Source organism: Serratia sp. 121840015-1 (assembly GCF_053627655.1).
Genome location: NZ_JBSEYF010000001.1, coordinates 273259 through 286318, shown reverse-complemented (window position 1 = coordinate 286318; position 13060 = coordinate 273259). Strand labels below are relative to the sequence as shown.

The following is a 13060-nucleotide window of genomic DNA, read 5'->3' as shown; positions in this document are numbered from 1 at the left end:
CGCTTACCAGCGCGGGCCCGGACGGTAGTAATAGCCGGGCGGCGGCGGTGGCGGCATGCGGTAATGCGGCCGGTCGCGCCAGTCGCGCGGCGGCGGCCCGTAGTAAATCACCCGTGGCGGCGGGCCATAATAGTACCCGCGCGGGCGTTCATACCGGTGGTGATCGGCCCACCAGCGCGGATCGCGCCAGCGATAGCCGTCCCAGTAGTGGCCGCGATTATCGCGATCGCCGATATGCAACGACAGGCCCGGCACGTTCACGCCGATGGACACGTCGGCCTGGCTCGCCAGCGGCAGCGCCAGCAGCGCGGCCAGTAACAACAGCGTTTTTTTCATTTCATGGACTCCTGCAGAGCGGACCTCGTCCGATCGCAGATAACATAGTCCCGCGCTCATCGCCGCTCTATAGGCGCAATGCCGATTTACGCCTTTCAGACGCATCCTTCACAATTTCACCACAATCGTTCACCGGCAGTTAACAATAAATCGTTGATATCTTTGATGTAGATCACGTGCCACCCACGGCATTTCACGCGCTTTTCGGTGCAAAAACGGCAGCTCACGCCGCATAACATGCATTTCATTCCTTTCACCGTGCAACTCATTCCCGATCCGCCGCCCGCCGGGGGGGGCGGCCATATAATAAGCCCATACCGCGGGAACCCAGCTTCACCCCGCAAATTTCAGCCAGCGGCTCACGCCCGGCAACGCACACACAGGAAGGAGACCGGCCATGAACACCAAACCGGCAAATCGCAGCTTAATCGTTCTCGGCACCATCATCTGTCAGATGGGCCTGGGCACCATCTACACCTGGAGCCTGTTCAACCAGCCGCTGGTCGACAAGTTCCATTGGGGACTGGCGGACGTCGCCACCACCTTCTCCATCACCAGCTTCTTCCTGGCCTTCGCCACGCTGTTCGCCGGCAAGCTGCAAGAACGCTTCGGCATCCGCAACCTGACGCTGTGTTCCGGCATCCTGGTCGGCCTGGGCCTTATCGCCAGCGCTCACGTCAGCTCGCTCGACATGATCTACCTGCTGGCCGGCGTGGTGGTGGGCTTTGCGGTCGGTATCGCCTACATCTCCACCCTGTCCAACCTGATTAAGTGGTTCCCGGCCAACAAAGGCCTGATTTCCGGCATCTCCGTCGGCGCCTTCGGCAGCGGCAGCCTGCTGTTCAAATACGTCAACGCCGCCCTGATCGCCGACGTCGGCGTTTCCGGTGCCTTCTTCTACTGGGGCGCCATCGTGATGGGCCTGATCGTCGTCGGTTCCCTGCTGCTGAAAGAGCCGGTGCTGGCGACCAACGCCGCGCAGCAAGGCGCCAACGGTCTGGGCAACGACTTCAGCGTGCGCCAGATGTTGGCCACCAAAGAAGCCTACCTGCTGTTCACCATCTTCTTCGCTGCCTGCATGAGCGGTCTGTACCTCATCGGCATCGTGAAAGACATGGGCGTTCAACTGGCCGGGATGGATTTGGCCACCGCCGCCAACACCGTGTCCGCCGTCGCCATCTTCAACACCGCCGGCCGCATCATCCTGGGTACGCTGTCCGATAAAGTTGGCCGTATGCGCGTCATCAGCTTCACCATGCTGGTTACCGTGCTGGCGATTGTCGCGCTGAGCTTCATGACCCTGAACCACACGCTGTTCTTTATCTGCGTCGGCGCGGTAGCCTTCTGTTTCGGCGGCAACATCACCGTGTTCCCGGCGATTGTCGGCGACTTCTTCGGCCTGAAGAACCACAGCAAAAACTACGGCATCATCTACCAGGGCTTCGGCCTGGGCGCGCTGGCCGGTTCGTTCGTCGCCAAATACTTCGGCGGCTTCCACGCCACCTTCATGGTGATTGGCGTTCTGTCCGCCGCCTCTCTGCTGATTACGCTGTTCATCAAAGCGCCGAAGGCGGTGGAAGCGGAAACGGCAGAAACCACCCAAACGGCGGAGCTGGCCAAAGCCTGATACCCCGTGAAAACGACAAGGGGCGCAACCTGTGGGTTGCGCCCCTTTTTTATTGCCCCGCCCCTGAGCTTACAGGTGCATGCCCAGCGTCTGGCGCAGATGCGCGCCGGCACCCAGCAGGCCCGGCTGGCCGTGCGTTATCATGAACACCGGGATTTCGCGCACATAGTCGCGGAAGCGCCCCTTGTCTTCAAAGGCGGCGCGGAAGCCAGAGGCCTTGAAGAATTCCATAAAGCGCGGCACGATGCCGCCGGCGATGTACACGCCGCCGAAGGTGCCCAGATTCAGCGCCAGGTTGCCACCGAAGCGCCCCATGATCACGCAAAACAGCGACAGCGCGCGGCGGCAGTCGATGCAGCTGTCTGCCAGCGCCCGCTCGGTGATGTCCTTCGGCTCCCATTTCTCCGGCAGGCGGCTGTCCGCCTTGACGATGGCGCGATACAGATTGACCAGGCCCGGCCCGGACAGCACGCGCTCGGCGGAAACGTGCCCCACTTCCGCGCGCAGCACCTCCAGAATGATGTCCTCTTCTTCGCTGTTCGGCGCGAAATCGACATGGCCGCCCTCGCCCGGCAGGCTGACCCAACGGCGATCGACGTGCACCAGGTGGGCAACGCCCAGCCCGGTGCCGGCGCCATACACCGCGATCGGTTTGCCCGGCTGCGCATCGCCGCCGCCAAACTGCAGCACGTCGTCCGGCGAGAGCATCGGGATCGCCATCGAGACGGCAGTGAAATCGTTGATCACTTCCAGATGGCTCAGCCCCAGGCTGGCCTTCATTTCTTTGATCGAGAACGCCCAGCTGTGGTTGGTCATCGCCACCCAGTCTTCGGTCACCGGGCAGGCGATCGCGATACAGGCGTCCTGCACCTCGATATCGCACGCTTTCAGGTATTGGCGGATCACCGCCTCCAGGCTGTCGAACTCCAGGCCGGAATAGGTTTTCGCCTGGGTAATCTCACCCGTCGCAACAGTGCACAACGCCAGGCGGGCATTGGTGCCGCCAACATCACCTACGAGGGCATAGGTCATTGATTTCGTCTCCGCAAAATGAAAAATAAAAAGCTGCCCACACTGTAAAATCCTGCTGCAAAAACAACAATCACCCGCCTCGGATCTGCACCCCAATAGCGATCCGGATCACAAAAAACGTTTCAGCTGGCCTGCGGCGCCGCGTTTTGAAACAAATTGCGGCAAAAAACGCTCCCCGGCGACTGTTAACCGTCATCGACGCCGGGCAATATCAATGCGTGCCTGCGCGCCGATAGTCTGGCAAGCTGTGGCCACTGCTCAACCACCCGTTCTCCCTGCCCTGCCGGGAGGCATCGACAAGGGATTATCCATGCTGCATCCGCGCGCCAATGCCATGTTGGCCTTTGCTTTGCCTGCGCTGATTATCGGTTCCGCTTCCAGTCTGGTGCTGCTGTTGGTGATGAAAATTGCCGCCGCACTGCAGCAATTACTGTGGGTGACGCTGCCCGGTGCGCTGAGCCTGGACGCCCAGTCGCCCTGGTGGCCGGTCGCGATGCTGACGCTGACCGGCGTGGCTGTCGGCCTTATCGTGCGCTATATGCCGGGCCACGCCGGGCCGGACCCGGCGACGGAATCGTTGATCGGCATGCCGCTGCCGCTTTCCGCCCTGCCGGGGCTGGGATTGGCGCTGATCGTCGGCCTGGCCGGCGGCGTCAGCCTGGGGCCGGAGAACCCGATCACCGCCATCAATATCGCGCTGGTAGCGGCCGCCGGAGCGCGCCTGCTGCCGAAGGTGCCGCGCATGGACTGGATCATCCTGGCGGCTGCGGGCACCATCGGCGCGATGTTCGGCACGCCGGTCGCCGCCGCGCTGATCTTCTCGCAAACCCTGGCGGGCAATAACGAAACGCCGCTGTGGGATCGGCTGTTCGCCCCGCTGGTTGCCGCCGCCGCCGGCGCGGTCACCACCCAGATGTTCTTCGTGCCCAATTTCGCCCTGCAGCTCGACGCCTACGATGTAACTCGGCTGCCGGACATCTTCAGCGGCGCCATCGTGGCGCTGATCGCCATCGCGCTCGGCATGGTGGCGCTGTGGTGCTTCCCGCACGTTCACCGCCTGTTCCATTCGATGAAGAACCCGGTGTTGATGTTAGGGCTGGGGGGCTTTGTGCTGGGCCTGCTGGCGCTGGTGGGCGGAGAGATTACCCTGTTCAAAGGGCTGGATGAAATGAAGCGCCTCGCGCAAGACGACGGCTATTCGGTGCCGGCGCTGTTGACCATTACCCTGACCAAGCTGGCGGCGCTGGTGATCGCCGCCGCCAGCGGCTTTCGCGGTGGGCGTATCTTCCCGGCGGTGTTCGTCGGCGTGGCGCTGGGGCTGATGCTGCATCAGCACGTTCCCGCAGTGCCGGCGGCGATCACCGTCTCCTGCGCCATCATGGGGCTGGTGCTGGTGGTCACGCGCGACGGCTGGCTCAGCCTGTTCATGGCGGTGGCGGTGGTGCCGGATCTGCACCTGCTGCCGGTGCTGTGCATCGTGATGCTGCCCGCCTGGCTGGCGCTGGCGGGCAAACCGCTGATGCTGGTGAATCGCCGGCAGCCGCCGCACGACGATTAGGCCAACGCGAACGCCGCGGCGGCGCGGGCGTGGATCGCGGTGGTGTCGAACACCGGCACCGACGCATCACGCTCGCTCACCAGCAAACCTATTTCGGTGCAGCCGAAAATAATCCCCTGCGCGCCCTGCTGCTCCAGATCGCTGATGATCCGGCGATACTCGTCGCGCGAGGCGTCGCGAATTTTACCCAGGCACAGTTCGTCATAGATGATGCGGTGTACGATGTCGCGATCGGCGCTGACCGGCGTCACCACGTCGATGCCGTGCAATTCCTGCAGGCGGCCGCGATAGAAGGTCTGCTCCATGGTAAAGCGCGTGCCCAGCAGCCCGACGCGGCGAATGTTTTTTTCCCGCACCTGCAGCGCCGTGGCATCGGCGATGTGAATCAGCGGCAGGCCGCTGGCCTGCTCGACCGCCTCCGCCACCTTGTGCATGGTGTTGGTGCAGATCACGATAGCTTCGGCGCCAGCGGCGTGCAAAGCCACTGCGGCGGCGGCCAGCAGCCGGCCGGCACCGTCCCAATCGCCCTGGTGCTGCAAGCGTTCAACCTCCTGAAAATCGACGCTGTAGAGCACGATTTTGGCCGAATGCAGCCCGCCGAGGCGTGCCTTTACCTGCTCGTTAATAGTGCGGTAATAAGGAATGGTGGATTCCCAGCTCATGCCACTCAGCAAGCCCAACACTTTCATCATTCGTTCCTCAGCATTTCCGACGATCCTCTGACCTTACCTGAGAATCGCCGGGCTGACGACGCCTTATTTGGCGCCGGAATTGATCGGCTGGCGCGCTTCGAACCAGCGCTGGCGCAGCGTGTCGTACAGCCAGTTATAGGCCATGGTGTACGGCAGGAAGAACAGGAAGAAACCGATTTCCAGCATAAACGCCTGCGCCCAGGAGATGCTCAGCATCCAGGCGGCGATCGGCACGCCGATCAGGATAAAACCGGCTTCAAAGCCGACGGCGTGCAGCGCACGCACTTTCAGGTTACGCACCACCCGGCTGACCGGCCACAGGCGGTCGAACACCGTGTTGTAAACCATGTTCCACAGCATCGCGACGGTGGAGAGCATCACCGCCAACGCACCGACCTGCACCATTGAGCGGTTCAGCAGCCACGCGCCCAGCGGGGCGCAAACCATCACGGCGATGGCCTCGAAACCGACGGCGTGGACGATACGTTCAATGAGAGACTTGTTTTGCAGTTGCATACATCACCTTTTTTCAACAGTTGTTGCGAAAGCCAGGTGATTATCATCGCTTTTTCGGGTAGGTTAAAAATAGATTCCATCGATAAAGTAGATAGGTTATGCACTATTCTCCGGAAGCGCTGCATGCGTTTGTCGAAGCCGCCGCCCTCGGCTCGTTTTCCGCCGCCGCGCGCAAGCTGCGCAAAAGCCAATCCACCGTCAGCACTGCCATCGCCAATCTGGAGGCCGATCTGGCGCTGACGCTGTTCGATCGCAGCGCGCGCCAGCCGGTGCTCACCGCCGCCGGCCGCAAGGTACTGGGGCATGTGCAGGCGATCCTCGCGGCCAGCGAACGGCTCGACGCCCTGAGCATTCAGCTGGCGGGCGAGGTTGAACCGCGCCTGAGCATGGTGTTTTCCGATACCTACCAGCCCAAGCATCACGATCGGTTGATGCAGCTGTTCGAACAGCGCTACCCGGAGATTGAGCTGGAATGGATGATCGCCGAAGAAGGCGACGTTATCGATCTGCTGCAAAGCGGCCGCGCGCACTTGGGCATGGTGGAAGTGCAAAAAAGTTATCCGCCGGATATCGCCTTCTCCCGGCTGCCTGAACAGACCGAAATGGGGCTGTTCGTCGCCCATCAGCACCCGCTGGCCCAGGTCGCCGCGCCAACGCCGGAGCAGCTGTCCAGCATCCGCCAGCTGATCCTGAATACCTACACCGGCGCCGAAGCGGCCAGACAGGGTGGCCTGGTCTGGTCGGCGCCCAGCTATCTGCTGTTGCTGGAGATGGCGGAACAGGGGTTCGGTTGGGCGGTACTGCCGCACTGGCTGGTGCAACAATACGGCCACGGCAAACTCACCCAGCTGCGGCCGCGCGGCTGGCCAAAACTGATTTCGGTGGATGCGGTCTGGTCCAAACTGACCCCGCCGGGCCCGGCGGGGTTCTGGATGCTGGATCGCCTGCTGGGCGATACCCTGCCTTAAGCGGCGGCGTTGCGTGCCTGAATGGCGCGTGAGACGGTATCGAGCAGTTCCGGCATGTCCATCTTCGGCAGCATCACTTCGATGAAGGCCAGCCGATCGTCGTCCGCTACCTCGCGCAGCGCCTGGCGCAGTCCGTCCGGATCGCTGACCCGCAACGCCTTCACCGGCCGCTCGCCGGCCAGCGCCGGCGGCAGCTGCGTCCAGTTCCAGCGCGCGATGTCGTTATAACGTTGCTCCGGCCCGTGGATCGCACGCTCGATCGTGTAACCCTGATTATTCAGCACGAAGATCACCGGCTTAAGCCCGTCGCGCAGCATCGATCCCAGTTCCTGTACGGTCAGCTGCGCGGCGCCGTCGCCGATCAGCAATATTGCCCGCCGCTGCGGTTCAGCGGTCTGTACGCCGAACGTCGCCGGCAGGGTATAGCCGATCGATCCCCAGAGCGCCTGCACGATCAGGCGGCAGCCACGCGGCAACGTCAACGCCGCCGCGCCGAAACAGGCAGTGCCCTGATCGGCCAGCACGATATCCCCGGGCCGCAGGAAATCCTGTATCTGCCGCCAGAAGGCGTGCTGATCCAGCCCTTCCCCATCGGTTTCCGGCAGCGTCGGGCGGACGATCGGCGGCAACGGCCAGCGTGACGCCAGCGACAGGCTCAGGCGGTGCAGCGCCTGCACCGCCTCGCGCATCGGAATGCGGCTAAAGCGCTGCCGCCCGACCCAGGCCTCGAACGGTTGAATGTCGATGCATTTTTCCACCGGCAAATGATGCGTGAAACCGGCGGTAATGGTGTCGGTCAAACGCACGCCGACGTTGATCACCACATCGGCGTTTTCGATAAGCTGTTTCACCGCCGGATCGCTGGCGCCGCCGCAGTAGGTCCCGACAAACCCGGCTCGGTTCTCATCCAGCACGCCTTTGCCGAGCAGCAGCGTAGCGTGCGGAATGTCGACCGCCTGCAGCCACTCGTCCAGCGCCGCTTCGGCGCCGAAGCGATCGGTCAGGAAGTCCGCCAGCAGCGATACCCGCCGCGCCGGCAGCAGCTTTTCGCGCGCTGCGGCGATAAATGCCTGCAATGCGCTGCGCGACAGTTTGGCCTGACGCAGCATCAGCGGCGCCGGTTTGGCCGACAGCGGCGCTTGTGCGACGTCGCTGGGCAACATCAGGTAAACCGGGCGATGTTCCAGCAAGGCGACGCCGATCAGGCGGTCTATCTCCACGGCGGCGTTGTCGGCGGTCAGGTCGGCCTGCGCGACGGTCACCTCTTTGGCTATCCGCGCGAAGTGGGTAAAGTCGCCATCCCCCAGCGAATGGTGCAGCAAATCACCGGCGCGCTGGGCGCGCTGCGCCGGCGTGCCGACCACGTGGATCACCGGCAGGTATTCGGCGTAGCTGCCGGCCACCCCATTCAACGCGCTCAGCTCCCCCACGCCAAAGGTGGTGAGCAGCGCCGCCGCCGGTTTGCAGCGAGCGTAGCCGTCGGCGGCATAGGCGGCGTTCAGCTCGTTGGCGCAGCCTACCCAGGTGATTTGCGGATGAGCGAGAACGTGATCGAGGAATTGCAGGTTGTAATCCCCCGGCACGCCGAAGAAATGACGGATGCCGATTTGGGCCAGACGATCGAGCAGATAATCGGCCACCGTATAGGTCTGAGTCATGATCATCACCTGTCTGCAGCTGGAGCGATTATCTTAAGTATCGAAGATGCCGTTCAAATTTCGAACAAACGCTCCTGCCTCGATCGGCAACCTGGCGTTACATGCCGGCGCTGTGATCGCTCCCCCGGCAGCGCGGTGTGAAAGCGTATACACTCAAAGCACTTCACCTCCCGCCGACAAGGATAACTATGTCCTACCAAGCCTCCCCTACGCGTTATCAAGATATGGAATACCGGCGCTGCGGCCGCAGCGGGCTGAAGCTGCCCGCCGTCTCGCTCGGGCTGTGGCACAACTTCGGCGACGCCACGCTGTACGACAACGCCCGCGGCCTGATCCGCTGCGCCTTCGATCGCGGCATTACCCATTTCGATTTGGCCAACAACTACGGCCCGCCGCCCGGCGCCGCCGAGGAGAACTTTGGCCGCATACTCAACGCCGATCTGCGGGCCTGGCGCGACGAGCTGATCGTCTCGTCCAAAGCCGGTTACACCATGTGGCCCGGCCCCTACGGCGATTGGGGCTCGAAAAAGTATCTGATCGCCAGCCTCGATCAGAGCCTGAAGCGCATGGGGCTGGAGTATGTGGATATCTTTTATCACCACCGGCCGGATCCGGACACGCCGCTGGAAGAAACCATGGCGGCGCTGGATCTGCTGGTGCGCCAGGGCAAAGCGCTGTATGTCGGCCTGTCTAACTACCCGGCCGAACGCGCGCGACAGGCGTTCGACATTCTGCAGCAGCTCGGCACGCCGTGCGTGATCCACCAGCCGAAGTATTCGATGTTGGAACGCGGGCCGGAGGCGGGATTGCTGGACACATTGGCGGAGCATGGCGTCGGGTCGATCGCCTTCTCCCCTCTGGCGGGCGGCCTGCTGACCGACCGCTACCTGCACGGCATCCCGCAAGATTCCCGCGCCGCCAGCGGCAGCCGCTTCCTGCAGCCGGAGCAACTGACCGCCGAACGGCTGGACAAGGTGCGCCGCCTTGATGCGCTGGCGCGGCAACGCGGGCAAAAGCTGTCGCAAATGGCGCTGGCCTGGGTGCTGCGCGGCGATCGCGTCACCTCGGTGCTGATCGGCGCCAGCAAGAATGCGCAGATAGAAGACGCGGTAGGCATGCTGGCCAATCGTCATTTCAGTGAAGAAGAGCTCGCGCAGATCGAACAAATCCTACTGTAATCGCTTACAAATACCGCCGCTCCACCGAGCGGCGATCCCCCAGAAAAATCTCAAATCTCGGCCTGCGGCGCCGTTTTCAGAGTGGCTCTCAGATTCAATCCTATGCGCCGGCGCTATGATGCCGATATTGCAGCAAAAATAACGATAAGGCCGCTTTTTAAACTGATGAACGCGCTTCATAAAGTGATTAACGGCCAGGCCGCGCAAGCGGAAAGGAGAAGTCATGTTTAAACCTCTGCTCTTGGCCGCTATCTTGGCGGCGACGGTGTTGCCCGCCGTACAGCAGGCTCGCGCCGAAGGGCTCAGCATCGATCTGATGCCGGGCGTTTCATTGCGCATCGGCGATCAGGACAATCGCGGCCGTTACTGGGACGGTTACGACTGGCGCGATCGCGACTGGTGGCAAGGCCATCAGGGCCGCTATCTCGGCGACCGCAGCTCGCGTGGCTATTACTGGGACGGCTATCGCTGGCGCGATCGCGACTATTGGCGCAAATACTACTACTCTCGCGATGGCCGTTATTACAAGTGCGACCGCCGTTGCGACAAGCATTACTGGAAGAAAGAGAAAAAACACCATCACGATCACGATCGCTGGCGCCGCCACGGCGATGACGACCGCGATTAACGACGACGGGCCGGCACCATGCCGGCCCGCGCTTTTTTTGCCTACAGCACGCTGCCGATCAGCAGATAGCCGTTCAATCCCACCACCACCAGTACGATCAGCTTACCCAGGTTTTGCACCACTGGGCCGTTGACCATCTCCCCCATCAGCGCCCGATTGCCGGTGAAAGCCAGCAGCGGCACCAGCGCCAGCGCAATGCCGAAGCTGAGCAGCACCTGGCTCAGCACCAGAATGCGCGTCGCGTCCATCCCCAGCATGATGACGATAAACGACGGCAGCATGGTCACCGCGCGCCGCAGCCACAGCGGGATATGGAAATGCACGAACCCTTGCATCACCACCTGCCCCGCCAGCGTGCCCACCACGGTAGAGGAGAGGCCGGCGGCCACCAGGCTCAGGCCGAACACGGTAGCAGCGGCTTGCCCGAGCAGCGGTTGCAGCGTCAGGTAAGCCACATCGAGATCGGCGATGCCGCTGTGGCCGCTGAAATGAAACGCGGCGGCGGCGGTGGCCATCATCGCCAGGTTAACGAAACCGGCAATGGTCATGGCCACGGCGACATCGACTTTGGTGGCGGCATAGCGCTCCGCCTTGTCGTGCTCGCCGCCGATTTGGGTGAGCGACGAATGCAGGTAGATCACATGCGGCATGATGGTGGCGCCCAATACCCCGGCGGCCAGAAATACCGCATCGCCGTTAGGCAGATCGGGCAGCGCCATGCCCTTCAGCAGCGGCGCGAGCTGCGGCTGGGAGAACGCCAGCTCGACGATATAAGCGGCGGCGACGAACAGCAGCAGGCCGCCAATCACCAGCTCCAGCGGCTTTTGCCCGCGCTTTTGCAGCATCAAGATTAAAAAGGTGGCGATGCCGGTCAGCACTGCGCCCTGCAACAGGGAAACGCCGAGCAGCAGCTTGAAGCCGATCGCCGCGCCGATAAACTCGGCCAGATCGGTCGCCATGGCGATGATCTCCGCCTGTACCCAATAAGCCCACACCGCCGGCCGCGGAAAGCGATCGCGAATATGCTCGGCCAGGTTTTTCCCGGTGGCGATGCCCAGCTTGGCGGACAACAGCTGGATCAGCATCGCCATCACGTTGGCCCAAACCACCACCCACAGCAGGCTGTAGCCGAACGAGGCGCCGGCCTGGATGTTGGTGGCGAAGTTACCGGGATCGATATAGCCGATAGCGGCGATGAAGGCGGGCCCCATCAGCGAGAGTTTGATTTTCCTGGCGGAGCGCCCGGAGGTGGTTTCAACCACGCGACTGTTCAGCATATGTTGAACCCTTACTGAAATTACGTTTATCTCCACTCTATATAAATGATAATAATTATCAAGCGCATTTAGAGCGGTAAAACTTATCTCTGTAATAGCCAACATTAACGGTTTTATCGAAGGGTTCAGCGCGGAGCTTGCCGATTTCCGTGCTTTTCTGATGGGATTTTGGCTGCAATACCCCTGAAAGATAGGTTAGCACAAGAATACGAATTTCCTATTGCCGCTTTAACGTCTTGATTTTTTATGCTTTTGCGCAACACTTTAGGAGAACTCCCGCTATGATTTTCCATATTTGCAATAGAAGTCTCGTTTTTAAACGTAGCGTTACATAAAATGACAGCCGAAATTCAGCCTGCCTCAAATTTGGAGCAAACATGTCCCATATTGCGCACTTTGCGTTGGCGATAGTGGTGGTGGCGATCCTGGCCCTGTTGGTGTGCCGCGATCGTAAAAGCATCCGCATTCGCTATGTTATTCAACTACTGGTTATCGAAGTACTGCTGGCCTACTTTTTCCTGCATTCGGAAGCGGGTTTGGGCTTCGTAAAAGGATTTGCCGCGCTGTTTGACAAACTGCTCGGGTTTGCGGGACAAGGGACTGATTTCGTATTCGGCGGCATGGGCGACAAAGGCCTGGCGTTCTTCTTCCTGAAGGTGCTGTGCCCGATCGTCTTCATTTCGGCGCTGATCGGTATTCTGCAGTACATCAAGGTGCTGCCGTTCATCATCCGTATTATCGGTACCGTGCTGTCGAAAGTGAACGGCATGGGCAAGCTGGAGTCGTTCAACGCCGTCAGCTCGCTGATCCTGGGCCAATCCGAAAACTTCATCGCCTACAAGGATATCCTGGGCAAGATGTCGGAAAAGCGCATGTACACCATGGCGGCGACCGCGATGTCTACAGTGTCCATGTCCATCGTCGGTGCCTACATGACCATGCTGGACGCCAAGTTCGTGGTGGCGGCGCTGGTATTGAACATGTTCAGCACCTTTATCGTGCTGTCGCTGGTCAACCCGTACGACACCAATAAAGAAGAAGAGCTGCACCTCGGCAACCTGCACGAAGGCCAGAGCTTCTTCGAAATGCTGGGTGAATATATCCTGGCCGGCTTCAAAGTAGCGATTATCGTTGCCGCGATGCTGATCGGCTTCATCGCCCTGATCGCCGCGCTCAACGGTGTGTTCAGCGCCATCTTCGGCCTGAGCTTCCAGGAAATCCTCGGCTACTTCTTCTATCCGTTCGCCTGGATCATGGGGATTCCTAAACACGAAGCCCTGCAGGTTGGCAGCATCATGGCCACCAAGCTGGTTTCCAACGAGTTCGTGGCAATGATGGAGCTGCAGAAAGTGTCTGCCGAACTGTCGCCGCGCAGCCTGGGGATCCTGTCGGTGTTCCTGGTGTCCTTCGCCAACTTCTCCTCCATCGGCATCGTGGCCGGTGCGATCAAGGGCCTGAACGAACACCAGGGCAACGTGGTGTCGCGCTTTGGCCTGAAGCTGGTGTACGGCTCTACGCTGGTCAGCATCCTGTCCGCTTCCATCGCGGGTCTGGTGCTGGGCTAAGCCTCGAGCCGACTGCGATAACAAG

At 61.3% G+C, this 13060-nt stretch carries 12 protein-coding genes; 6 read left to right on the top strand and 6 right to left on the bottom strand.

The features are described 5' to 3' along the window. Positions 1-3: 3 nt before the first annotated feature. The gene (locus ACUXAC_RS01365; RefSeq protein ID WP_019453817.1) at positions 4-336 is read right to left on the bottom strand and encodes a DUF2502 domain-containing protein; all 333 of its coding nucleotides are present in this window, start codon (positions 334-336) and stop codon (positions 4-6) included. A 397-nt stretch (positions 337-733) separates the two neighbouring features. Here ACUXAC_RS01365 and ACUXAC_RS01360 point away from each other — a divergent pair, with 397 nt between their 5' ends. After that, complete coding sequence (locus tag ACUXAC_RS01360; RefSeq protein ID WP_033635420.1) at positions 734-1963, top strand: L-lactate MFS transporter; 1230 nt, start codon at positions 734-736, stop codon at positions 1961-1963. A 69-nt stretch (positions 1964-2032) separates the two neighbouring features. On the opposite strand, the gene glk is transcribed toward ACUXAC_RS01360, so the two are convergent. After that, positions 2033-2995 (bottom strand): glucokinase, encoded by a 963-nt coding sequence (gene glk, locus ACUXAC_RS01355; protein ID WP_342120422.1) that lies wholly within the window; start codon positions 2993-2995, stop codon positions 2033-2035. 310 nt (positions 2996-3305) lie between these two features. Between glk and ACUXAC_RS01350 the strand changes: the two genes are divergently transcribed. Beyond that, positions 3306-4553 carry an ion channel protein gene (locus tag ACUXAC_RS01350; RefSeq protein ID WP_060439294.1) on the top strand — a complete coding sequence of 416 codons (1248 nt, stop codon included), beginning with the start codon at positions 3306-3308 and terminating at the stop codon, positions 4551-4553. On the opposite strand, the gene ACUXAC_RS01345 is transcribed toward ACUXAC_RS01350, so the two are convergent. Together ACUXAC_RS01345 and ACUXAC_RS01340 are read right to left on the bottom strand one after the other, a co-directional pair. Next, on the bottom strand, positions 4550-5242 hold the full coding sequence (locus tag ACUXAC_RS01345) for an aspartate/glutamate racemase family protein (protein ID WP_454266701.1): 693 nt from the start codon (positions 5240-5242) through the stop codon (positions 4550-4552). The two genes, ACUXAC_RS01350 and ACUXAC_RS01345, sit on opposite strands and share 4 nt — an antisense overlap. Positions 5243-5308: 66 nt before the next feature. After that, complete coding sequence (locus tag ACUXAC_RS01340) at positions 5309-5761, bottom strand: multidrug/biocide efflux PACE transporter (protein WP_016926809.1); 453 nt, start codon at positions 5759-5761, stop codon at positions 5309-5311. Between the two features lie 98 nt (positions 5762-5859). Here ACUXAC_RS01340 and ACUXAC_RS01335 point away from each other — a divergent pair, with 98 nt between their 5' ends. After that, positions 5860-6729: a LysR family transcriptional regulator gene (locus tag ACUXAC_RS01335; protein ID WP_060419900.1), complete on the top strand. Its 870-nt coding sequence runs from the start codon at positions 5860-5862 to the stop codon at positions 6727-6729. Here the strand turns inward: ACUXAC_RS01335 and ACUXAC_RS01330 are convergent. Then, a complete protein-coding gene (locus tag ACUXAC_RS01330) occupies positions 6726-8387 on the bottom strand; it encodes an alpha-keto acid decarboxylase family protein (protein ID WP_387441853.1) in 1662 nt (553 codons plus the stop codon). The genes ACUXAC_RS01335 and ACUXAC_RS01330 overlap by 4 nt on opposite strands. A 188-nt stretch (positions 8388-8575) precedes the next feature. On the opposite strand from ACUXAC_RS01330, the gene mgrA reads away from it, so the two are divergent. Together mgrA and ACUXAC_RS01320 are read left to right on the top strand one after the other, a co-directional pair. Beyond that, positions 8576-9565, top strand: coding sequence for an L-glyceraldehyde 3-phosphate reductase (gene mgrA, locus ACUXAC_RS01325; RefSeq protein WP_197783011.1), 990 nt, complete (start codon positions 8576-8578; stop codon positions 9563-9565). A 223-nt stretch (positions 9566-9788) separates the two neighbouring features. Continuing rightward, positions 9789-10193, top strand: coding sequence for a DUF2502 domain-containing protein (locus tag ACUXAC_RS01320; protein WP_308343146.1), 405 nt, complete (start codon positions 9789-9791; stop codon positions 10191-10193). A 41-nt stretch (positions 10194-10234) separates the two neighbouring features. Here the strand turns inward: ACUXAC_RS01320 and ACUXAC_RS01315 are convergent, their stop codons facing one another. Further along, complete coding sequence (locus ACUXAC_RS01315; protein ID WP_033635427.1) at positions 10235-11470, bottom strand: Nramp family divalent metal transporter; 1236 nt, start codon at positions 11468-11470, stop codon at positions 10235-10237. A 377-nt stretch (positions 11471-11847) separates the two neighbouring features. On the opposite strand from ACUXAC_RS01315, the gene ACUXAC_RS01310 reads away from it, so the two are divergent. Further along, positions 11848-13035, top strand: a complete 1188-nt coding sequence (locus ACUXAC_RS01310) for a NupC/NupG family nucleoside CNT transporter (protein WP_004936373.1) — start codon at positions 11848-11850, stop codon at positions 13033-13035. Positions 13036-13060 lie beyond the last annotated feature (25 nt).

What these genes read in the sequence shown, in the direction of transcription:
- ACUXAC_RS01345 (WP_454266701.1), bottom strand. Translation starts at nt 5,242, where the DNA reads ATGAAAGTGTTGGGCTTGCTGAGTGGCATGAGCTGGGAATCCACCATT.
- ACUXAC_RS01330 (WP_387441853.1), bottom strand. Translation starts at nt 8,387, where the DNA reads ATGACTCAGACCTATACGGTGGCCGATTATCTGCTCGATCGTCTGGCC.
- ACUXAC_RS01360 (WP_033635420.1), top strand. Translation starts at nt 734, where the DNA reads ATGAACACCAAACCGGCAAATCGCAGCTTAATCGTTCTCGGCACCATC.
- glk (WP_342120422.1), bottom strand. Translation starts at nt 2,995, where the DNA reads ATGACCTATGCCCTCGTAGGTGATGTTGGCGGCACCAATGCCCGCCTG.
- ACUXAC_RS01310 (WP_004936373.1), top strand. Translation starts at nt 11,848, where the DNA reads ATGTCCCATATTGCGCACTTTGCGTTGGCGATAGTGGTGGTGGCGATC.
- mgrA (WP_197783011.1), top strand. Translation starts at nt 8,576, where the DNA reads ATGTCCTACCAAGCCTCCCCTACGCGTTATCAAGATATGGAATACCGG.
- ACUXAC_RS01320 (WP_308343146.1), top strand. Translation starts at nt 9,789, where the DNA reads ATGTTTAAACCTCTGCTCTTGGCCGCTATCTTGGCGGCGACGGTGTTG.
- ACUXAC_RS01365 (WP_019453817.1), bottom strand. Translation starts at nt 336, where the DNA reads ATGAAAAAAACGCTGTTGTTACTGGCCGCGCTGCTGGCGCTGCCGCTG.
- ACUXAC_RS01350 (WP_060439294.1), top strand. Translation starts at nt 3,306, where the DNA reads ATGCTGCATCCGCGCGCCAATGCCATGTTGGCCTTTGCTTTGCCTGCG.
- ACUXAC_RS01335 (WP_060419900.1), top strand. Translation starts at nt 5,860, where the DNA reads ATGCACTATTCTCCGGAAGCGCTGCATGCGTTTGTCGAAGCCGCCGCC.
- ACUXAC_RS01315 (WP_033635427.1), bottom strand. Translation starts at nt 11,470, where the DNA reads ATGCTGAACAGTCGCGTGGTTGAAACCACCTCCGGGCGCTCCGCCAGG.
- ACUXAC_RS01340 (WP_016926809.1), bottom strand. Translation starts at nt 5,761, where the DNA reads ATGCAACTGCAAAACAAGTCTCTCATTGAACGTATCGTCCACGCCGTC.